Here is a 21,844-nt window from a genome sequence, read left to right on the forward strand (position 1 = left end):
CCGGGACCTGTCCACCGGGCAACCGCTCCACTCAGGAGTGTGCTGGCTGCGGCCTGCTTGCCATTGCGGCTGGGGTAAAGCGCGCCTCAGCGGTGACGTATCAGCTGCGGTCGCCGGTGATGCCGCTCAGCAGCGACAGCGCCGGCGTGGAGGTGCCGGACTCGGCGACGCGGCGGGGACGTGCGCGGCGCGGCGCATCGTGGCGCGGCCCGAAGCGGACCATGCAGGTGGCCAGCAACGCCGGCAACACGATTGCAAAGACCACCACGGCCATTAGCGCCCACTGCCAGAAGTTGAAGGTTCCCATGATCGCTGTCCGCCCCCGCGGCGAGCTCCGCCGCGCGGCAAGCTTCCTGGATCGGCTGCGAACGCCGTGTCGACAAAGTGGCGCCATGGGCGCCGTTGGTCGGGGAACGTGGCGAAGGGCGAGGTGCGCGGAGTGAGGTGCACGATGCCTGTTTACGTCGGCGCCAGCTGGAGGCGGCGGGGCCCGGCTGGAAGACGGCAGGCCGGGGGGCAACGGCAGAGCTGGAGGCTGTTGTCCGCCGACGGCCTGGGGAATGTGCCTGGGTTGGCGTGGAGCGCCAGCGCTGGTCTGCGCATCGGGCAGCTCCTGCCTGCGCACACTCCGGCGCGGCTGGCTGCGCTCAGCGCGCGTCGAGGTAATACCAATGGCCGTGTTCGCGCACGAAGCGGCTGTGTTCGGTCATGCGCACCGCGCTGCCGCCGCCGATGCGATAGCGGGCCAGGAACACCACCTCGGCCGTATCGGTGCCGGTGACGATGGCGCGTTGCACGGTCAGGCCAAGCCAGGTGGTTCGGCCGCCCTCGTCCAGCGACAGTTCGGCCGGACGCGTGGACGGGTGCCAGCTGGCGAGCAGGTAATCCACATCGCGGCGGACGTAGGCGCTGTAGCGCGCACGCATCAGGGTTTCGGCGTCGGGTGCGGCCGCGCCGGCGTGGTATTGCCCGCAGCACTGCGCGTAGTCGGCGGCGCGGCCGCAGGGACAGGGATCGGTGGGGATGGAGGTCGGCATCGGGCAATTGTGCGGGAATTGGGAATTGGGAGTTGGGAGTTGGGAGTTGGGAGTTGGGAGTTGGGAAGTGGGAAGTGGGAAGTGGGAAGTGGGGAACGGGGTTTCTACGCGTTTATGCTGTCGCCCCGTCGTGCGGAGCGCCGCCTTGCTGGACCTGATTCCCACCGAGTTGCCGTGGCTGCTGTGCATTGCCTTCGTCGCCGGGTTGGTGGATGCGGCGGTGGGCGGCGGTGGCTTGATCCAGTTGCCGGGCTTGTTCGCCACGTTGCCGCAGCAGGCGCCGTCGCTGATTCTGGGCACCAACAAGTTCAGCGCGATGTTCGGCACCGGTGCGTCGGCGTGGCGGTATGCGCGTAATGTGCGCTTTCCGTGGCGGCCGGTGCTGTACGCGACGGTGGCGGCGTTTACGTTTTCGTTTCTGGGCGCGACTGCGGTCAGCCTGATGCCGAAGCAGGCAGTGCGGCCGCTGATCCTGGCGCTGCTGATCGCGATGCTGGTCTACACGCTGATCAAGAAGGACTTCGGTGCGCTGCATCGGCCACGCCAGATCGGCCGGCGCGAACTGGTCACTGCCCTGGCGATGGGCGCGGCGATCGGATTCTACGACGGGTTCTTCGGTCCGGGCACCGGCAGTTTCCTGATCTTCCTGTTCATCCGCTTTTTCGGGCTGGACTTTCTGCGCGCCTCGGCCGCGGCCAAGGTGGTGAACCTGGCCACCAACCTGGCGGCGCTGTCGTTCTTTTTGCCCAGCGGCCAGGTGATGCTGGCGATCGGCATTCCGATGGCGGTGGCGAACGTGGCCGGTGCGGTTGCCGGCACGCGGATGGCACTACGCGGTGGCACGCCGCTGATCCGTAAATTGTTCCTGGTGCTGGTCATCGTGTTGATCGGCAAGATGGGCTGGGATCTGCTGCACTGAGGCCGCAGGCGAACACTTGACGCGTGATGCGTGCCCGCTGATGCAACCCGATGGTGCACACGCATGCCTCAGGCGAACAAAAAGACAGCGTCGGTGCGCGCTGTCATCCGCTTCATGGAACCGATCGAACACGCTGCCCATGCGATGGCTGTTGTCCGGAATCACGTGGTTGCATCCGTCCGTTGCAGCGGCGGGGCACCGGCCGCGCATCGGGCAACCGCCTGCTGCCGCACCGACAGGATTTAAAAATCCACGCTCAGCGTCGCCGACAAGGTGCGCGGTGCGCCTGGATAGTTGGTGGTCTGCGTCACCGGTTGCTCGATGTAGAACCGGTTGGCGACATTGCGCAGCATCAGCGCCAGCTGGTACCGGCCGCCGAAGCGGTAGGCCGCCGAGGCATCGAAGCGCGTGTAGCCGGCAATGCGGTAGCTGTTGGCGAGATCGCCTTCGCGCTCTCCCACATGCACCGCGCCTGCGCCCAATGTCAGGCCATACAGCGGCCCGCTGGCGACGTGGTAGGTGCTCCATAGACTGGCACTGACGCGCGGCACGCCGCGCAGGCGATTGCCGACCGGGATGACGGTGTCGCGGGTGACCTGGGCGTCCAGATAACCGGCGCCCAGGATCAGGCGCCAGTTCCGGGTGAGCTCGCCGGTGATGTCCAGCTCCAGCCCGCGCACGCGCTGCTGGCCGGTGACCAGCACGAAGCCATCGTTGTCCGGATCGCTGCTGGCGACGTTGTCCTTGGTGATCTGGAATGCGGCAGCGGTGGCGAGCACCCGGTTGTCGAACAGCGCGCTCTTCAGGCCGAGCTCGTACTGGCGGCCGGTCTCCGGTGGCGCGCTGCCGCCGGAAAACAGCGAGGCGCTGCGCGGCCGAAACGAGGTGGAGGTGTTGGCGTACAGCGACAGCTGCGGCGCGGCCTTCCACACCACGCCGATGCGCGGCGAGGCACGTCTGCCGTCCTCGCGGGTGCGCGCGCCGTTGTCGATGGTGGTCTGCTGCACATCGTCCCAGCGCACGCCGGCCAGCACGTCCCAGCGCTCGCCGATGCTGATCTGGTCCTGCAGGTATAGCGCGGCATAGCGCGCATCGACGTCGATCTCGCGCGCCCGCACATAGGTCCCCGGCAAGGCGCCCTGCACCGGGTTGCGCAGGCTGATGCGGGCCAGCGGCGCGCGCGCTTCGTCGGTGTGGCGATGCGCATCGACGTACTCGGCGCCGGCCAGCACCTGATGGCGCAGCGGGCCGGTGGCGAAATGCGCCAGCGCTTCGGTCTGCGAAGTGGTGGCGCGCACCTGCTGGTCCTGGCGCACGGCGCGGCGCTGCAGGAAGGCACGGTCGGCGCTGAAGCCGGTGAAGTCGGCCACGTCGCGGCCGCTGTCGCCGTCCTGGTGGTTGAGGATCTGGCGCAGCGTCAGCCAGTCGGTGGCGTCGTACTCGATGCGCCCGCGTGCGGTACGCACGCTGCCGTGATTGCGCGACCACGGCTCGCCGAAGCTGCGCTGCGCCGGGCCACGCACCACGCCGTCGATGGCGACCAGGCCGCGATCGCCCGGGCTGGTCTGGCGGGTGTATTCCAGATCCAGGTCGGCGCGCAGCTGCGCGGTCGGCCGCCAGGCCAGCGAGGGCGAGACGAACACGCGATCGCCATCGGCCTGCGCGTCCCGGAAGCTGCCGGTGTCCTGCGCGGCGGCGCTGAGCCGTGCCGACACGGTTGGGCCCAGCGGGCCGGTGACGCTGGACTGCACGCGGCGCAGGCCGTGTTCGGCCACCTGCACCGAGGCGTTGCCGCCGAACACCGCGTCCGGGCGCAGCGTGACCAGATTGATCACCCCGCCGGGTTCGCCGCGCCCGTACAGCACCGCCGCCGGGCCCTTGAGCACTTCCACCTGGGCGACATTGGCCAGATCGCGCACGGTCTCGGTGAAGTTCTGCGCCGGGTTGAGCAGGATGCCATCGACCGCATACGAAGACGCCTCGAAGCCGCGGATGACGAAGGTTTCCGAGCGATTGCCCTGGGTGCCGCCGGGCTGCACGTTGGAGACGTTGGCCACCACGTCCACCAGCCGGGTGAGCTGCTGTTCGTCGATGACCGAGCGCGGCACCACCTGGATCGCCTGCGGAATGCGCTCCACCGGGGTCTGCGTGCGGGTGGCGCCGGCGGCTTTTTCGGGCCGGTACAGGGCGCGCTTTTCGCTGACCACGATGGCATCGAGCAGGCTGGCCTCCTGGGCGGCGGCCGGCAATGCAGCAAACAGGGACACGAACAACAGGTGGCGAGGCGCAGGCAGTGGGGTCATCGGGATCTTCAGCGGGGCGATGCGCGCACTGGCGAGCACATCCGGGCCGATAATGATAACGATTCTTATCTGCGCGTGACGCCTTGCGATGCGCCTGCCCCGCGACGCCTGCGACCGCAGTGCGGTGACGCAGGCATCCAGGTGTTGCGCTCAGCGTTTTCCGCGCGGCTTGCCTGCAGACCCGCGTGTTGGCGCAGGGCGCGCCTTGGCCACTGCCGTTTTGGCTGGCGCGGGCCTGGCGGCGCCGCGCGCCGCGGTTGCCTTGGTTGCGCCACGCAGCGCCGTGCTGGCGCGTTTGCTCGCTACCGCAGGCCTGGAAGCAGGCGTCTTCGGCGCTGCCGTGGTCGTCGCGGTTTTCCCAGGCTTGGTGGTCGGCTGGACGGACGCGCTCGTGCGCCGGGAGGCCGCCCTGGTGGTAGCCGGCATCTTGGCGGTTTTGGTCGGGGTTGCCGGCTTGCGCGGCGTGCTCGCGGCAGGCGTGCTCACGGCAGGCGAGGCACGCCGGGCTGAGGCAGGTTTGGCTGAGGCGGCCTTGGACGCTGCGGTCTTGGCCGCTGCGGCCTTTGCCGACCGGGGTGATCCCGCACGTTTGCTGGACGCCGCAGTTTTCGAAGACGTCGGCGCGGCTTGCACAGCCGGCGCCGATGCCGGCGTGACCTTGCTGGCGCGTTTGCTCGCCTTGGCGGCCAGGTCGTCCTGGGCAGGGGCTTCCTGAAGTGGCACACCCTCATCGCCAGAATCCGCACCGGAGCCGTCCACCTGCGTCTGGCTCTGCGTCGAACGCGCTGCATCCTCGGGCTGCGCAGTAACCACCGCCTGCTCCGTCACCGCTGCACCAGCCTCGTCCCCACGCGAGCGCTCGGGCAATTGGAGTCGCTGCGCCTGCGCGTCGTATTCGATCAGCAGCACGCCGGAGTTGTGCCGGCCGCTGATTTCCACGAAGCAGGCACCGCCGATGAACGGCTCCAGCGTCATCACCGATTTCAGCGGTGTGGCCACCACCATCTGGAACCCGAAGTTCTCGAAGATGTTCATTGCCAGCGCAGTGAATTCGTTGTCGGCCTTGTCGAAGGCCTCGTCCAGCACCACGGCGCAGTAGCGCGGCAGCTCGCCGTCTTCGCCGCCGAGCTGGTAGCGCAACGCAGCGGCCAGGCAGGTGGTTGCCAGCTTCTGGCGTTGACCGCCGGACTTGCCGGCGCCGCTGCGGTAGATCTCCACCTGCGCGCGGGTCTGTGCGTCCAGTTCGACACCGATGAATTCCACATGCAGGCGCACGTCCAGCACCTGCTCGCGCCAGCGGCGGGCGTCCGGCTCCTGCGCGCCCAGGCGTGCCACCAATTCACGCAAGGTGGAAAACTGCGCTTCGGCCAGTGCGCGGTCTTCGGTCTGTTGATGCGAAAGCACCGCACGCAACTGTTGCTGGAAGTCCTGCACCTCGCCCAGGCGACGGTCGCTGACCTCGATGGTCAGCAGCGTGCCGCGATTGAACGGCACCTGCTCCAGACTGGCGTTGACCTCGTCCATGCGCTGCTTGATGCCCTTGTGGGCCTCGGCGGTGTGGCGCTGCAGGGCGAGCAGATTGTTCTTGCTCTGGGTCTGCAGCAGGTCGAAGAAACGGTGCTCGTGGCGCGGCAGGCCATCGCTTTCCAGCCGGTCCAGCCGCGCGAGGAAATCGTCGGCACTGGCCAGGCTCACGGTGAAATCGCCGCTGTCTTCCGGCCACTGCTGGCAGTACTTGCGGAAGCAATCGAGCAGCTGCGCGCTGAGCCGGCTGTCGCGGCCCTGGCTCTCGGCCAGTTGCTCGGCCAGGCCGCGCTCGACCACGCGGAAATGCGCTTCCAGATTGTCCAGCGACAGCGGCGCCAACGCCGCCAGGCGTTCGCGCAGGCCCTGCAGTTGGGTGGGCGTGAGCGCGGCGGTGCCGGCACGGCTGGCGCAGGCGGCGTGCTGCTGTTCCAGCCGGACCCGCTCGCGCGCCAGCTGCGCGCGCTCCAGCCGCACGTCCTCGTAGGTGCGCTTGGCCTGGTCGCGCAGGGTGCGTGCGGTCTCGATCGCCTGGCCAAGCGCGCGCAGGCCGCTGTTGCCTTCGCGCAGCTGCTGCAGCTGTTCGTCGATATCGCTCAGGCGCTGCAGCTTGGGGCCGACATCGATCTCGTCCCAGTCGCGCTCCACCAGGGTGTGCGCGGCCAGCTGCCGTTCCTGGTCCTGCTCGCGTTGCCTGCGCAGCGCGGCCACGTCGGCATCGCAACCGGCGATGCGCTGGGCCAGCGTCTGCGCTTCGCGCTCGAACACCTTGAGCTTGTCGCGGTTGTCGTGGCCCAGCAACCAGCGCTTGCGGTCGTTGACCGCGTGGCGGTCGTCCTTCTCATAGCGATCGCCCGGATGCTTGACCTGCCCTTCGCGGGTGATGGCGCGGTCGGCAGTACGCAACGCGGCGGCGTTATCGACGCATTCGTAGTCGAAGCGACGCATCAACTCGTTGCGCAACCACTCGGTGAAGGCATGCTCGCGCAGCTGCAGCTTGCCCGGCAATGCACGTGCATCCGGCGCACGCGCATGCAGCGCATCGTTGCGACGCACCCGGAAGTACACCAAGCGCGTGCCGATGTGGGTGCGGTTGACCCACTCGCTGACCTGCGCGTAATGGCGGTCGTCCACCAGCAGCGACTGCGCAAAACCGCTCAGCACGCGCTCGATCGCACCGCGCCAGGCGGACTGATCCTCGCGCACCTGCACCAGTTCGCCGACGAACGGCAGCGCCGCTTCGGCAATGCCGGTGTCCTCGCACAGGCGCGCACGCAAGGCCTGCATCGGTGCCGGCATGCTGGACGGGGCGCGCTTCAACGCCTCCAGTTCGGCGCGGATCTCGGCAAAGCGTCGCTCGTCGTCCCGGCGCGCACCCATGCGCTCGGCAATCGCCTCATCCAGCGCGCTGGCGTCGTGCCTGCCGTTCTCGAGCACGGTCTGGGCATGCTCTACCTGGGCGGCAAAGCCGCTGGCGCCTGCGGCCAGGGCCGTGCCGAGCTGGCGGCAGGCCTGTTCGATCTGCGCGCGCCGCCGCAGTCGCTCGTCGCGCTCGCGTTCGACCCGGGCGCGCTCGCGCTCCAGTTCCTCGATCTGCTCGCCACCGGCGGCGCGTTGTTCGCGTTCCAGCCCGGCCAGTTTCTGTTCGTGATTGTCCAGCGATTCGCGCCGCTGGCCTTCCTCGCCGGCCAATCCGCGGTCCTGGCTGTCGAGCTCCTGCAGGCGCGTCTCCAGCAAGGCCAGACGCTGCTGTTCGCGATAGCTGTCCACACCCAGCTGCAGCTCGCGCAGCTCGCCGACGCTGTGGCGCAAGGCCATCAGTGCCGCATGGTGTTCGCGTGCCGGGCTCAGCGTTTCCACCTGGCGCCGTGCGGTGACCACCGCATGATGGGCGCCATCGAGTTCGGCGAAGTCTTCCACCAGCCGGTCGGCCGCCTCGAACGTGCGCGGCTCGTCCAGCATGAAGCCGCGCAGGAACACATTGAGATCGCCCAGGTTCTTGGCCGACTGGGTCTTGTGCAGCAACCGCAACGCCATCTCGTTGCCGATGCCCAGCGCATGCCGGAAACGCTCCGCGTAGCCGGCGAAGCCGTCGAAATGCGCAACCTCCTCGCCCAGACGCGCCTTGAGCTTGCGCAGATCCAGGTCGAAGCCATCCAGCTCGCTGGCCACATCGAAGCTGCGCGGTGCGACCATGTAATGACGGCGCACATCGGCCGCGGCATTGCCGCTGCCGGCGATCCAGAACAGGCGAATCAGGCTGACCGTCTCGCCATGCGCGTTGCGGTACTCCAGCACCAGCGCAGACCAGGTGGCGCCCTTGCGCAGGTATTGGGTGGCGATCTCGCCCGAGGTGCTGTCCTGCTGATCGGCCCAGGCACCACGCACATACGACACCAGGCTGCGATCGCGCCCACTGCGCTCGGCCTCGCGTGCGGCGGCGTTGAAGTCGACGATGCTGGGCGGGGTCAGCAGTGCCGACATCGCATCCAGCAAGGTCGACTTGCCCGACCCGGACCGGCCGACGAACAGGAAGCCCTTCTCGGCGATCGGCACCTCGGTCAGGCCATTGAACGTGCCCCAGTTGTGCACCTGCAACCGCCGCATGCGGAACTGCTGCGCGCGCTGCTCGGCAAGCGAATCAGTGAACAGGGACGCGCCCGGCTGCGCCGGCGACAGGTTGGACTGGGAATTCATGGCTCACTCACCAAAAACGGGATGACGGGTAACGCTTAGGACGAAGCACATCACGCATGTTTGAAGCGGGGTGTTGCTGGACAAGCATGGACTGCGGTGGCTGACGGTGATCGGGTACGTCCCTTCGCGGCCTGGGCCGCTCCTACGGGGCGCGGTGATCTGGATGGACACGGGTGAGTGACGAGAGCGGGTGCTGACCGATGCGCGGGACGCTGATGCCTCAGTGCCCGCCCATGAAGAAAGTCACTTGCGCTTGACGGGGCGTGGGAGCTGACTTTCGTCGCGCAACGCATAACGCACGGCTACACACACTCCAGACGTCACATATCAGGCATCGCTATTGGCCGTACCCTCATCCGCCCTTCGGGCACCTTCTCCCGGTGGGAGAAGGGATGGGCCGTCCCGGGTGCAGACGCCATCATTCCGACACAACCTCCCCCTCGCGCAAGCCGCGGTACGCCACCACCAGGGCCTGCACGTCCTCGGCCGAGAACAGCAACTTCAGCACCGGCGAGACCTCATAGCGCTCTTCGCTGCCGCGCAGGCGCGACAGCAACTGGTTGTCGCGCATCTTGCCGATCGCCGTCATCACCCGTCGCGCGAATCCCGCGCGGTCGGTGGACACGTTCTTCTCGTAGACCGACAAGGCCTCCACCAGCTGCGCCTCGTCCACCACCGCACGCTCGCCGCGCGTGTCGGCCTCGGCCAGTTGCTGGCGCAGGAACAGCAGCAGCACCGACTCGATAAAGGTCAAAGGCGCACTACGCAGCAGGGTCGGCGATTCCAGCTCGGCGGTATCGGCCTGACGGGTGAAGGCCACCCCGCCCTCGCGGTCCAGCACCAGTTCCAGGAACAGCTCGCACAACACCTGGCGGATCGGCGCTTCGTTGCGCAACAGCGCAGGCCACAGCGCACCGTGGCGTTGCGCGTCGATGCTGGGGCCGGCCAGCAACTGGCACAGCGCGCGCCGCGCGTCGAACGGCAGCGTGCCGGTGTCGCCCAGGAACAGCTCGCCTTGCGGCTGTGCAGGCGATGGCTCCGTCAGCGGCGTGCGGCCGGCATCGGCCGACGCGCCCGTGTCCTCGTCCGCATCCAGGCGGGTGTCCTCAGACCAGTTCATTGCGTTTCTCCCGGGTGAACCACACCAAGGGAATGCGTGCGCGCCGCAGCGCGCCGTCGCCGCCTTCCCATTGCACCGTTTCCATCTGTCCGTCGATCACCACGCCGTGGCGGGTGCCCAGCGACAGGTAGCCGATCACGCTGCCCAGGCCCTGCGCGGCCGGGCGCTGCTGCAGCGCATCGCCGATGGTGAGCCGCGGCTGCTGCCCAAGCAGTACGTAAAGATCGTTGCGCAAGGTGCGCACGTCGATCTCCGATTGCGCGACCAGATCGCCCACGCTGTCGAGCGAGATGTCCGCCGCATCGGCGGCCTGCACGCGGCCATCGACCTGGGTCAGGCGCGGATCGTGCAGGCGCCATTGCGACAGCGACCGCAGGCGGGCGGCGCTCAACGCCTGTGTGTAGCCGGTGGCGGTGGTGGCGTGCAGGCTGTCGCGCAGCTGCAAGGCTTCGCCCTGCGCCTGCCTGAGCAGTTGATTGAGCCGGCGCTGCTCCAGATAGCCGCGGCTCTGCACGAAACCGCGCAGGCTGCGCGCGAAGTGCTGCATCACCGTGTGCACCTCGCCGCCGCGCTCCAGCAGCGTGCCGGTCAGCCCGCGCAGGAAGGCGCGCTCGCGCCGGTCCAGCTTGCGCGCGAAACCGCGTGCCAGCAGCGCATCCAGCGCCTGATCGAGCTGGCTGCTTTGCTGGGTGTCGTTGAGCAGGCTCCAGAACGCCTCGAAGGTGCGCCCGGCCTCGCTGTCGGCGATGACGTCCACGCCGTTGAACAGCTGCTCCAGCACATCGCCGCGCGCGCCCTCGTCGTCGATGATGCGCTCGCGGAACTGGCGGTTGAGCTGTTCGAAATCGTCGCGGACGCGATGGAAGTCCTCGGCCAGCTCGTCGGAGAGATGGATCAGGTCGCGGGCGCGCTCCAGCGCGCGCTTGCCGTCCAGCGCGGCCACGCGGCCCGAAGCCACGCGTTCGATCTCGGCATCAATGCGCGCGCGTTCTTCGCGCAGGGCGGCCAGGCGCAGCTCCGGGTCGGCTTCGGTCTGCCCGGCCAGCTGCACCAGCTGCTGGATCACCAGCGACAGGCGGCTTTCGGTGGCGCTGCTGCTGCTCTCGCGCAGGCCGACGATGAAGCGGATGGCCTGGGTGGCCGCGCGCGACAGCTCGTATTCCTCTTCGGCCGCGCCTTCGGGCAGGCGGCGTTCCAGCCAGCCCTGCGCCAGCCAATGCGCCAGATAGGCCTGCGCGGTACGCGGCAACTCGCGCGAGAGCTCGTCGGCACGCAGCACGTCGAGCTGGCGCTGCAGGCGCTCGTGCAGCACGGCCGAGGGCAGGCGGCGTTCGCCGTCCAGCAACACCGTCTGCAGCAGGCCGATCAGCTCCGGCGCGTGGTCGGCGGCCAGCAGTTTCCACACCGGCTGCTCGCGCAATTGACGATAGCCGGCGATACGTGCCTGGTGCTTCATGGCGACGGCGACGGCTGCCTCAACGCTTGCCGCCCACTTCGATGAACTGCAGGAATTCGGCGCGGGTACGCGCGTCTTCGCGGAAGCTGCCCAGCATCTTGGAGGTCACCATGCTGACGCCGCGCTTGTGGATGCCGCGGGTGGTCATGCATTCATGCGCGCCTTCCACCACCACGCCGACACCGCGCGGCTGCAGCACGTCCTGAATGCACTGGGCGATCTGCGCGGTCATCTTTTCCTGCACCTGGAAGCGCCGCGCATAGCTTTCCACCACGCGCGCCAGCTTGCTGATGCCGACCACCTTGCCGCGCGGCAGGTAGCCCACGTGCACCTTGCCGATGATCGGCGCCATGTGGTGCTCGCAATGGCTTTCGTAGGAGATGTCGCGCAGCACGATCAGCTCGTCGTAGCCGGCCACCTCTTCGAAGGTGCGTTCCAGATACTCGCGCGGTTCCTCGCGGTAGCCGCTGAACCAGTCGCCATAGGCTTCGGCAACCCGGCGCGGGGTATCCAGCAGGCCCTCGCGGGCCGGGTCTTCGCCGGCCCAGCGCAGCAGGGTGCGCACGGCGTCTTCGGCCTGGGCCTGGGTGACGGAAGAATCGGGCTGGTCGGACTGGCTCATGCGCAGGTGCACCCAAAGGGGGCGAGCATGGTACCCGAGGACGGGCCGGCGGCCCCAGTGGCGGTTGCGCCGGCTTGCGCGGGTTCAGTGACTATTGATTCATTGTTGAATTGATAGCATCCTAACTATTATGACGAACAGTGTTCTCCCCCCTCGTGCCCAGCTCAGCTCCGGCCTGCTGGTCGCCGCCCGCCAGTGGCAACGGCTGGCCGACCAGGCATTTGCCGAATTCGACCTTTCCAGTGCCTGCACCGGCCCGCTGTTGATGGTCGGCCGCTCCGGCGGCGGCATCCGCCAGGTGGCGCTGGCCCAGCAACTGGGCATGGAAGGCCCCTCGCTGGTGCGGCTGCTGGACAAGCTGGCCGCGCAGGGCCTGGTCCGGCGCGAGGCCGACAGCAGCGACCGCCGCGCCAACCAGCTGTGGCTCACCGACGCAGGCCAGGCGCTGGTCGGGCGCATCGAGATCCGCCTGGATGCGCTGCGTGCGGAGGTGTTCGGCGCACTCAGCGAGGCGCAGGTGCACGTGGTGCTGACCTTGTGGGAGCAGATCGCGCAGGCGCATGCGCGGCTGGGCCAGTCCGACCCGAGCGGCTGACGGAACGCGGCAAGCGGCCGTACGGCAGCAGCCGACAGCGCGGAGGCACCTTCCCGTGCGCGGTACGTGTCGCTTCCCCATTGGCCGCGCTGGCCAGCCGGCCTGACGGCCACGCAGCAGCTCTGTTGGTCGCCATGCGCGGTGAGCGTGCAAGGCGGCGCACCTGCGCTGCCCAGTGGTGGTGTTTTTCCTTTAGCTATTGCAGGACGTCCCGATGTACGGCGAATTCAGTCTCTACGGTGTGTTCGTTCCCACCTTGCTGGCGTTGATGACGCTGGCCTATCTGCTCAACAGCGCCATCGGCGCGCTGCTGACCCGGGCCGGTGCGTACCGCCACATCTGGCACCCGGCGCTGTTCAACCTGGCGCTGTACATCACGCTGCTGGGCGGCCTGTTTTTCATTACCCGTTGGATGCAATCGTGAAAAAGCTGATCAAGAACGCGGGGCCGGCGCTGCTGACCCTGGCAATGGTGGTGGTGGCCGCGCTGGTGCTGCAGCACCTGTGGCGTTATTACATGGACGCGCCGTGGACGCGCGATGCGCACGTGGGCGCCGATGTAGTGCAGGTGGCGCCGGATGTGTCCGGGCTGGTGGAATCGGTGGCGGTGGCCGACAACCAGGCGGTCAAGCGCGGGCAGCTGCTGTTTGTGGTGGACCGCGCGCGCTATGCGATCGCGCTGGAACAGGCGCGCGCCGCGCTGGCCGAGCGCCAGGCCACGCTGAGCCAGTTGCGCCGCGAGATCGCGCGCGACCGCAGCCTGCAGGACCTGGTGGCCGCCGAAGATGCCGAGGTGCGACGCTCCAATGTGCAAAAGGCGCAGGCCGCCGTGGCCACCGCGCAAGCGGCGGTGGACCTGGCCCAGCTCAATCTGGACCGCACGCAGGTGCGCAGCCCGGCCGATGGCCACATCAGCGACCGCACCGTGCGCGTGGGCGATTACGTCAGTGCCGGGCGCCCGGTGGTGGCGGTGCTGGATACCGGCTCGTTCCGCGTCGATGGCTATTTCGAGGAAACCCGCCTGCAGGGCGTGCATGCCGGCCAGCGCGTGGACGTGCACCTGATGGGCGAGCCGGCCACCTTGCACGGGCATGTGCAGAGCATCGCCGCCGGGATCGAGGACCGTTACCGCAGCGGCAGCGCCGGCGCCTTGCCCAACGTCACCCCGGCGTTCGACTGGGTGCGGCTGGCGCAGCGCATCCCGGTACGCATCGTGCTGGATCAGGTACCGGCGCATGTGCAGCTGATCGCCGGACGTACCGCCACGGTGACGATCCTGCCCGATGCCACGCAGACGCCGTCCGCTGCCTCGCCTGCGCACGTGCAGGCAAAGGCCGCGCCATGAACCGCTTGCGTCTGCTCGGCCTGAGCGCTGCCGTCACCTTGCTGGCCGCCTGCACCACAGTCGGCCCGAACTATGCCGTGCCGGACGATTCGGCCTACCAGCGCCCGGCCGCCAATGCGGCGTTTCTCGACACCGGCAACGCGCAGGTGCAGGCCGGCGCGCCGCTGCCGGCACGCTGGTGGGCGCTGTATCAGGACCCGATGCTGGACGGCCTGATCGAACAGGCCTTGCGCGACAACGTCGAGCTGAAGGTGGCCGGTGCCAACCTGCGCCGCGCCGCCGCGGTGTACGAACAGGCGCTGGACGCGGGCGGCTTCGATTACGAGGTGGAGGCCGGCGTCAGCCGCGCGCAGGTGTCGGCCGAGGCGTTCCTGCAGCAGGAAAAGCTGCCGGTGTTCAACCTGGCCGATGGCAAGCTCGGGGTGTCGTATCAGTTCGATCTGTTCGGCAAGCTGCAACGCGGCGCCGAGGCCGCGCAGGCCGATACGCAGGTCGCCCAGGCCGCGATCGACCTGGCGCGCGTCAACGTGGCCGCGCAGGTGGCCGGCAGCTACGTGGAGATCTGCCACGCCAACCACGAGCTGCACGTGGCCGAGCATTCGCTGCAGTTGCAGCAGCGCAGCCGCGACATCACCCAGCGCCTGATCGCTGCCGGCCGCGGCACCCCACCCGATCTGGCCCGCGCCACTGCACAGGTGGCGATGCTGGAAGCGGCGCTGCCGCCGCTGCGCGCGCGCCGCCAGGCCGCCGGGTATCAACTGGCCGCGCTGCTCGGCAAGACCCCCGGCGAGGTGCCGGCCGGCGTGGACAGCTGTGCGCACGCGCCGGCCCTGCAGCGCCCGATTCCGATCGGCGACGGCCGCGCGCTGCTGGCGCGTCGCCCGGATGTGCGCCAGGCCGAACGTCGGCTGGCGGCAGCCACCGCGCGCATCGGCGTGGCCACTGCAGAGCTGTATCCGGATATCCGCCTGGGCGGCTCGATCGGTGCCACCGGCCTGCTGGCGGACTTCGGCGAGCCGGCCACGCATGCCTGGTCGTTCGGCCCGCTGATCTCGTGGACGCTGCCCTCCCGCGGCGCGCGTGCCCGCGTGCGCGCCACCGAGGCCGGCGCGGACGCGGCGCTGGCGCAGTTCGACCACACCGTGCTGCAGGCGCTGCGCGAAGTGCAGACCACACTGTCGCGCTATGCGCAGGACCTGGACCGCCTGCACCTGCTCGAGCAGGCGCAGCAACAGGCCGAGCTGGCCTCGTCGCAAAACCGCCGGCTGTATCAGGGCGGACGCACGCCGTATCTGTCCAGCCTGGATGCCGAGCGCACGCTGGCCACCGCCGACATGACGCTGGCCAATGCGCAGGCGCAGGTCTCGCAGGATCAACTGCAGCTGTTCCTGGCATTGGGCGGTGGTTGGGAAGCGACCGCCGGCCGCACCGACGCCACGGCCGCGCGATGAGTGCGTTGCTGCGCGATCGCCAGGCCTGGCTGTTTTCGGCCAAGACCTTTGCCGCGTCGATCGCGGCGTTGTACGTGGCGCTGGCCGGCAACCTGTCGCGGCCGTACTGGGCGATGGCCACGGTCTACATCGTCTCCCAGCCGCTGCTCGGCCCCACCCGCGCCAAGGGCGTGTACCGCGTGCTCGGCACCTTGCTGGCCGGCGCGGCGACCCTGGTGATGCTGCCGAACCTGGTGGAGACGCCGCTGCTGCTCAGTGCGGCGATGGCGCTGTGGCTGTCGGCCTGCCTGTTCCTGGCGCTGCTCAATCGCGGCCCGCGCGGCTATGCGTTTCTGCTGGCCGGCTACACCACCGCCTTCATCGGCTTCCCGGCGGTGACCGCGCCGGAAGGCATCTTCGACACCGTGGTGGCGCGCAGCGAGGAGATCATCCTGGGCACGGTGATGGCGGTGCTGTTCGCCGCGCTGGTGTTCCCCGCCTCGGTCAAGCCGATGCTGACCGCGCGCATCGGCAACTGGATGCGCGACGCCGCGCAATGGTGCCGGCAGGTGCTGCAGCGCGGTCCATGGCAGGCACCGCGCAATCGGCTGGCCGCCGATCTGGTGCAGTTCGAGGCCTTGATCGCCTTCGTGCGCCACGATGACCCACGCCATGCCGGTGCGGCGCCGGCCATGGAGCAACTGCGCGCACGCATGCTGATGCTGTTGCCGGTGCTGTCGTCGATCGCCGACCGGCTGGATGCGTTGCAGCGCGATGGGTCGGCGTTGCCGGCTGAGATTGCAGCGCTGATGGAGGACGTCGCGGCCTGGGTGGATCAGGACGAGGACGCACGCAGCGATGCGGACGTCGACGCCTTGCGTGCACGCATCGCCGCACTGCGCCCGGCGGTGGACCAGGACATCGAGCATCTGCTGCTGGCGAGTTTGCTGCTGCGGCTGGAAGAGCTGCTCGACCTGTGGCAGGACTGCCGCGCGCTGCAGCAGGCGGTGGTGCACGGCACGGCGATGCCGGTGCTGCGTGCGATGCCGGCTGCGGCGAGACAAGCTACAACGGCGGAATCATCCGAACGGGCCGACACTGCACAAAGCGAACCTGCTGTGCGTTCGCGCATGCAGCCTTCATTGCTGCAGCGCCTGGGCTGGTCACGACGCGATGCTGCAATGGCCGAATCACCCGAAAGGACCGAGGCTGCGCAACGCGAGCCTGCCGCGCGTTCGCGCACGCAACCCTCGTTGCTGCAGCGGCTTACCCGGTCACCGCGCGACCCAAGCGATGCACCGGTACCTGCCAGCGGCGCGCGGCACATCGACTTCGGCATGGCCGCGTTTTCCGCGCTGAGCGCGGGCTTTGCGTTGATGGCGTACTGCGTGCTGTGGATCGGCATCGGTTGGGAAGGCGGCGGCAACGGCGCGATGATGGCCGCGGTGACGGCAGCGTTCTTCGCCGCGCAGGACGACCCGGCGCCGAGCATGCTGTCGTTCCTGACCTGGGCGGTAGTCGCCAGCGTGGTCGCCGGCGTTTACCTGTTCGGCATCTTCCCGGCCATCCACGATTTCCCGATGCTGGTGCTGGTATTGGCGGCGGTATTCCTGCCGATCGGCGCGTTGCTGCATCGCCCCAAGAGCATGTTGATCGCGCTGCCGCTGGTGGTAAACCTCACCGCCCTGCTCAGCCTGCAGAACACCTACAACGCCAATATCCAGAGCTTCGTCAACGCGGCGGTGGCGATGGTGCTGGGCATTGGATTTGCGGTGGTGCTGACGCGATTGTTCCGTTCGGTGGGCGCCGAATGGAGCGCGCGCCGGCTGGTGCGCCAGGGTTGGCGCACGCTGGCCGATGCCGCCGAGGGCCGCGGCGTACAGAACCGGCAGCACTTTGCCGCCCGCATGCTGGACCTGCTTGGCCTGCTCGCACCCCGGTTGGCCTTGGCGCCGGAAGGCAGCGACCTGGCCTCGATGGACATGCTCAACGAAGTGCGCGTGGGCTTGAACATCCTGCAACTGCGCAGTGCGCGGCATGGCTTGCCGCAGTCGAGCGTTGATGCGGTGGATGCGATTCTGGCCGATGTCGCCGCGCATTACCGGCAACAGATCGCGCACAAGCGGCCGTTGCCTGGGCCGGCTGCGTTGCGTGATCGTCTGGATGCGTCGCTGGCGCGCGTCGGCAAGGTGCCGGCGGGTGCGCATCGCGATGAGGCGCTGCTGGGGTTGATCGGACTGCGTTACAGCGTGTTTGCCGAGACGACGCAGCACCATCAAGACTTCATGCAACAACAGGCTACTCAAGCCCCTCTCCCGTCGGGAGAGGGGTTGGGGTGAGGGTACGGGTGCCAATCCACGACCGCAGTATCGATGCTTCACCTTGGCGGCGCGTGGCGACGCGCTCACCACAGTCGGCGTGCCAGTCACCGGAGGCGCCCCTCATCCGCCCCTTCGGGGCACCTTCTCCCGACGGGAGAAGGGAGCTAGATCTCAATCTTGCGGTTGCATCAACACCTCAGCGCTTGCGCTGATGCATCGCCGCTTCGTCGTCCAGCCAGTTGCTGCCCTTGTTGGTCAGGAAGAACATGTACACCACCAACGACACCGCGATCACCGCCGTCGCATAGATCACGAACTCGCTGACGTGGCCGGTCTTCAACGAGGCCTGGTACAGCAACGGCGCGGTGCCGCCAAAGGCGGAGTTGGCCAGCGCATAGCCCAGGCCCACGCCCAGCGCGCGCACATGGGTGGGGAACAGTTCGGCCTTCACCACCGCATTGATCGAGGTGTAGCCGGTCAGGATCACAAAGCCCACGGTGAGGATCGCGAACGCGGTCAGCCAGTCGGTCTGCTTGGGCAGTTCCATCACCAGGAACCAGGTGTAGAGCACCCCGCCGATACCGAAGAACACCAGCAGGCTCTTGCGCCCGACGATGTCCGACAGCCAGCCGCCCACCGGCTGCATCAGCATCAGCACCGTCAGCGCGACCAGGTTGATGATGGTGCCGGCCATCACGTCGCCACCGGCGAATGCGGTCTGGATCATCTTCGGCCCGGTCACCGAGTAGGTGTAGAACGCGATGGTGCCGCCGGCAGTGATCAAAAAGCACAGCAGCAACGGGCGCCACTGGTTGACGAACAGCTCGCGCATCGAACCCGACGCCTTGGCCTTGCCGGTGCGCGAATCGGCGATGGATTCGGAGCTCAGCGATTCGTCCATGGTCTGGCGCAGCCAGAACACCACCAGCGCACCGATGCCGCCCAGGCCGAACGCCACACGCCAGCCCCACTCGGACACCTGCGGCGCATCGAAGAAATGCAGCATCACCAGCAAGGTGGTCTGTGCCAGCACGTGCCCGCCCACCAGCGTCACGTAATGGAACGAGGACAGGAACCCACGCCGGCCCGGAATCGCCGCCTCGGACATGTAGGTCGCGCTGGTGCCGTACTCGCCACCGGTGGCAAAGCCCTGCAGCAGGCGCGCCAGCAGCAGGATGATGGGCGCGGCAATACCGATCGTGGACACCGTCGGGGTGATGGCGATGACGAACGAGCACAGCGCCATCATCGACACCGAGATGGTCAACGCCAGCCGGCGGCCGTAGCGGTCGGCGAAGCGGCCGAAGTACCACGCACCGATCGGCCGCATCAAAAACGTCATCGCAAAGATCGCCCACACGAACATCGTGGCGTTCTTGTCTTCCTTGGAGAAGAACTGCGATTCGAAATAGGTGGCGAACACCGAGTAGACGTAGACGTCGTACCACTCGACCAGATTGCCGGCCGAGCCCTTGAGCGTATTGGACACCGAACGGCGAAGGCTACCGGGAGCTGCGCCAGAACCGGCGGCGATCGGAGACGTTGGGGGTGCGCTCATGCAATCAGAACCTCGTGGGTGGGACACCCGGGGAGTATAGGTGCGCGCTTGTGTGACGCATGTAAGCATTTCGGCGCATAGGGAGGCGTCGTGCAAGCGGCTAGTCCGTCCGGCTTGTGCCTGGGTGGCAACCAACCCGGAGCGTTTGCCTGTATCGCTACAAGGCGACATCGACCGAGATCTTTTTAACGCTTCAGTCCGCTTTCGGCGTCGGCGCGGCAAGCGCTTTGCTGTACATCCCCGACCGATCAAAACAGCACGCACGCCGCTTGCCGGAGGCGAGCATGTCGCAGGCGGTGGCGATGCGCGTGACGCGCGTCTGGGCCTTTTTCCCCGAGACGATCCAGAAGATCCAGTCGCGCCGCGCCACCGCGGTGATGTCGTCCCAGGTCGAACGCGCGCCTGGGTGCGCGGCCAGCGCGGCGTGCAGATCGTCCGGCACCACCGGCTCGGGTTCTTCTGCGACCGGCGCGATCGCCAACGCAACCTGCGCGCCGGCCGCAACGCCTGCGGCCTGCTGCAATGCGTGTTCGACCTTGAGCCAGTGCCCACCCTGCCCGTCGGGCTGCAAGGTCGCCTGCAAGGGATGACCGGCCAGTGTGCCGTCCACGCTGACCATGCTGCGCGTCGGCAGCTTGTTGCTGGCGGTGGCGGGCAGCTGCACAAACAACCAGGTGGCATCGGCCGGCGCTGCCGGTCGCAGCAGCGTCGCCTTGAAGCCGATGGTGGCGGCTGGCTTGACCATTGCGCGGACGATAGCACCGCGCAGACAGACGCGCAGCGACCAGGCACGCCGCGCGCAGACGCCGCACCAGCGCCTTGCACACTGCCGGACAGCAGCACCGAACGCGCCTGCCCGGCGCTCAGGCAACCGCTCCATCGCCACCTGTAAACTGCCGCGTCCCGGGCACACGGATCGTCCAGCGCAATCAGCATGAGCAAGCACCACACCGAGACCAGCAAATTCCTCAGCTACGTCTTGCGGCATGCACCGGAGTCCATCGGGCTGGTGCTGGATCGCGACGGCTGGGCCGACATCGCCACGTTGATTGCGGCAGCCAATGCAGAGGGCAAGGCGCTGGATGCGGAGTTGATCCGCGCGGTGATCTCCAGCAGCGACAAGCAGCGCTTTGCGCTGTCTGCCGACGGCCTGCGCATGCGTGCGGTGCAGGGCCATTCGACGGCGAGCGTAGCCCTTGCGCACGTGGCAAAGGCACCGCCAACGCTGCTTTACCATGGCACCGCCACGCGTTTTCTCGATGCGATCCTGCGCGAAGGCCTGCGCCCTGGCCAACGCCATCATGTGCATCTGTCCGCCGATTCGCAGACCGCCATGGACGTGGGCGCACGCTATGGCACGCCGGTATTGCTGATCATCCAGGCCGGACAGATGCACGACCAGGGCCTGCAGTTTTTTCAGGCCGACAACGGCGTGTGGCTCACCGACGCGGTACCGGTGGCATTTCTGACCCGCGCGAGCTGACGCGCGCACGCCGACAACTGCCGCTGTTCGCAGCGGCGTGTGTCACAGCACCGCGGCAGTGCCTCGCAACGCAGCACACGCGCCTGCCTTCACAACCCCCATGCCGCCCGCCTTGCCAGAATGCCGGCCGCTTGGGGCTGTCGATGGCAGGGGAACCGGAGTTGGATGCATGACATGGATCATCGTGGCCACGGTCGTCGCCACACTGGTGGTGGGGCTGCTGCTGCTCAACTTCGCCACGCCCGAGAAAAAGCTCGAGCACATCCCCAGCCACTGCTACGACGTCTCCGACCCGCAGTTCAAACGCGAGATGTCGGTATTGCTGGGCCCGGCGATCCTGCCGGGCAACAAGATCCAGGCGCTGCACAACGGCAGCGAGATCTTCCCGGCGATGCTGGCGGCCATCCGCAGCGCGCAGCAGACCATCACCTTCGAAACCTATATCTACTGGTCGGGCGAGATCGGCCGCGAGTTCAGCCAGGCGCTGTCCGAGCGCGCGCGTGCCGGGGTCAAGGTGCGCGTCACCATCGACTGGGGCGGCAGTTTGAAGATGGACCCGTCGCTGGTCGAGGAGATGACCGATGCCGGGGTGGAGGTGCACCGCTACCGTCCGCTGACCTGGTACAACCTGCATCGCGTCAATAACCGTACCCATCGCAAGCTGCTGGTGATCGATGGCCGCATCGGCTTCACCGGCGGCGTCGGCGTGGCCGACCAGTGGATGGGCGAGGCACAGGACCCGGAGCACTGGCGCGACTCGCATTACCGCATCGAAGGCCCGGTGGTGGCGCAGGTGCAGGCCGCCTTCAACGACAACTGGATCAAGAGCACCGGCCGCGTGCTCAACGGCGCCGAGTATTACCCCGAGTTGTCGCCGGCCGGCGACAGCGACGCGCAGCTGTTCGTGGCGTCGCCGGCCGGCGGCAGCGAAAGCATGCACCTGATGTACCTGATCGCCATCGCCGCGGCGCGCAGCTCCATCGACCTGGCCGCCGCCTACTTCGTGCCGGATGCGCTGATCACCCGCGCGCTGCTGGAAGCGCGTGCGCGCGGCGTGCGCATCCGCGTGCTGCTGCCGGGCAAGCACATCGATGCGGTCTCGGTGCGGCTGGCCTCCAAGGCCAGCTGGGAGCCGCTGCTGCAGGCCGGCATCGCCATCCACGAATTCCTGCCCACCATGCTGCATACCAAGCTGCTGATCATCGACGGCCTGCTGGTCTCGGTGGGCTCGACCAACTTCGACATCCGCTCGTTCCGCCTCAACGACGAGGCCAGCCTGAATGTCTACGACCGTGACCTGGCCGCACAGATGACCGAGGTGTTCGAGCGCGACCTGCAACGGGCCGAGCTGTACACGCTGGAGCGCTGGCGCAAGCGGCCGCTGCGGCAGAAGCTGGGCGAGAAGCTGGTCCTTCCGTTCCGCTCGCAGGTGTGA

17 protein-coding genes are annotated in these 21,844 nt (G+C 68.0%); 8 read left to right on the top strand and 9 right to left on the bottom strand.

Going from position 1 to position 21,844, the window contains the following annotated elements; genetic code table 11:
• Positions 1-100: 100 nt before the first annotated feature.
• Together VZ068_RS21295 and VZ068_RS21300 are read right to left on the bottom strand one after the other, a co-directional pair.
• Complete coding sequence (locus VZ068_RS21295; protein WP_259166406.1) at positions 101-307, bottom strand: hypothetical protein; 207 nt, start codon at positions 305-307, stop codon at positions 101-103.
• A 340-nt stretch (positions 308-647) separates the two neighbouring features.
• A complete protein-coding gene (locus tag VZ068_RS21300) occupies positions 648-1,037 on the bottom strand; it encodes a YchJ family protein (protein ID WP_259158489.1) in 390 nt (129 codons plus the stop codon).
• 145 nt (positions 1,038-1,182) lie between these two features.
• Between VZ068_RS21300 and VZ068_RS21305 the strand changes: the two genes are divergently transcribed.
• Complete coding sequence (locus VZ068_RS21305) at positions 1,183-1,956, top strand: TSUP family transporter (RefSeq protein ID WP_259166408.1); 774 nt, start codon at positions 1,183-1,185, stop codon at positions 1,954-1,956.
• A 242-nt stretch (positions 1,957-2,198) separates the two neighbouring features.
• Here the strand turns inward: VZ068_RS21305 and VZ068_RS21310 are convergent, their stop codons facing one another.
• The 5 genes from VZ068_RS21310 to folE all read right to left on the bottom strand — a co-directional run bounded on the left by VZ068_RS21310 (position 2,199) and on the right by folE (position 11,678).
• Positions 2,199-4,259 (bottom strand): TonB-dependent siderophore receptor, encoded by a 2,061-nt coding sequence (locus VZ068_RS21310; protein ID WP_349656424.1) that lies wholly within the window; start codon positions 4,257-4,259, stop codon positions 2,199-2,201.
• 150 nt (positions 4,260-4,409) lie between these two features.
• On the bottom strand, positions 4,410-8,480 hold the full coding sequence (locus tag VZ068_RS21315; RefSeq protein ID WP_349656425.1) for an SbcC/MukB-like Walker B domain-containing protein: 4,071 nt from the start codon (positions 8,478-8,480) through the stop codon (positions 4,410-4,412).
• Between the two features lie 418 nt (positions 8,481-8,898).
• The gene (locus tag VZ068_RS21320) at positions 8,899-9,600 is read right to left on the bottom strand and encodes a DUF4194 domain-containing protein (RefSeq protein ID WP_349656426.1); all 702 of its coding nucleotides are present in this window, start codon (positions 9,598-9,600) and stop codon (positions 8,899-8,901) included.
• The gene (locus tag VZ068_RS21325) at positions 9,587-11,056 is read right to left on the bottom strand and encodes a DUF3375 domain-containing protein (protein WP_349656427.1); all 1,470 of its coding nucleotides are present in this window, start codon (positions 11,054-11,056) and stop codon (positions 9,587-9,589) included. The genes VZ068_RS21320 and VZ068_RS21325 overlap by 14 nt, the downstream gene beginning before the upstream one ends.
• Before the next feature lie 19 nt (positions 11,057-11,075).
• On the bottom strand, positions 11,076-11,678 hold the full coding sequence (gene folE, locus VZ068_RS21330) for a GTP cyclohydrolase I FolE (protein ID WP_259166419.1): 603 nt from the start codon (positions 11,676-11,678) through the stop codon (positions 11,076-11,078).
• A gap of 130 nt (positions 11,679-11,808) precedes the next feature.
• On the opposite strand from folE, the gene VZ068_RS21335 reads away from it, so the two are divergent.
• From VZ068_RS21335 to VZ068_RS21355, 5 genes are all read left to right on the top strand, one after another.
• On the top strand, positions 11,809-12,273 hold the full coding sequence (locus VZ068_RS21335; RefSeq protein ID WP_349656428.1) for a MarR family transcriptional regulator: 465 nt from the start codon (positions 11,809-11,811) through the stop codon (positions 12,271-12,273).
• A 214-nt stretch (positions 12,274-12,487) separates the two neighbouring features.
• On the top strand, positions 12,488-12,697 hold the full coding sequence (locus VZ068_RS21340) for a DUF1656 domain-containing protein (RefSeq protein WP_349656429.1): 210 nt from the start codon (positions 12,488-12,490) through the stop codon (positions 12,695-12,697).
• The gene (locus VZ068_RS21345; protein WP_259166422.1) at positions 12,694-13,617 is read left to right on the top strand and encodes an efflux RND transporter periplasmic adaptor subunit; all 924 of its coding nucleotides are present in this window, start codon (positions 12,694-12,696) and stop codon (positions 13,615-13,617) included. Before VZ068_RS21340 ends, VZ068_RS21345 begins: the two co-directional genes overlap by 4 nt.
• Positions 13,614-15,068 carry an efflux transporter outer membrane subunit gene (locus VZ068_RS21350; RefSeq protein ID WP_349656430.1) on the top strand — a complete coding sequence of 485 codons (1,455 nt, stop codon included), beginning with the start codon at positions 13,614-13,616 and terminating at the stop codon, positions 15,066-15,068. The genes VZ068_RS21345 and VZ068_RS21350 overlap by 4 nt, the downstream gene beginning before the upstream one ends.
• Positions 15,065-17,386 (top strand): FUSC family protein, encoded by a 2,322-nt coding sequence (locus tag VZ068_RS21355; protein WP_349656431.1) that lies wholly within the window; start codon positions 15,065-15,067, stop codon positions 17,384-17,386. The genes VZ068_RS21350 and VZ068_RS21355 overlap by 4 nt, the downstream gene beginning before the upstream one ends.
• A gap of 178 nt (positions 17,387-17,564) precedes the next feature.
• Here the strand turns inward: VZ068_RS21355 and VZ068_RS21360 are convergent, their stop codons facing one another.
• Together VZ068_RS21360 and VZ068_RS21365 are read right to left on the bottom strand one after the other, a co-directional pair.
• Positions 17,565-18,926, bottom strand: a complete 1,362-nt coding sequence (locus VZ068_RS21360) for an MFS transporter (protein ID WP_211914464.1) — start codon at positions 18,924-18,926, stop codon at positions 17,565-17,567.
• Positions 18,927-19,119: 193 nt separating this feature from the next.
• Positions 19,120-19,671, bottom strand: coding sequence for a YdeI/OmpD-associated family protein (locus tag VZ068_RS21365; RefSeq protein ID WP_349656432.1), 552 nt, complete (start codon positions 19,669-19,671; stop codon positions 19,120-19,122).
• A 189-nt stretch (positions 19,672-19,860) separates the two neighbouring features.
• On the opposite strand from VZ068_RS21365, the gene VZ068_RS21370 reads away from it, so the two are divergent.
• Both VZ068_RS21370 and VZ068_RS21375 read left to right on the top strand, forming a co-directional pair.
• On the top strand, positions 19,861-20,409 hold the full coding sequence (locus VZ068_RS21370; RefSeq protein WP_349656433.1) for an RNA 2'-phosphotransferase: 549 nt from the start codon (positions 19,861-19,863) through the stop codon (positions 20,407-20,409).
• 169 nt (positions 20,410-20,578) lie between these two features.
• Positions 20,579-21,844 (top strand): phospholipase D-like domain-containing protein, encoded by a 1,266-nt coding sequence (locus VZ068_RS21375; RefSeq protein WP_349656434.1) that lies wholly within the window; start codon positions 20,579-20,581, stop codon positions 21,842-21,844.

Source organism: Xanthomonas sp. 10-10 (genome assembly GCF_040182365.1).
Taxonomy (GTDB): domain Bacteria; phylum Pseudomonadota; class Gammaproteobacteria; order Xanthomonadales; family Xanthomonadaceae; genus Xanthomonas; species Xanthomonas arboricola_F.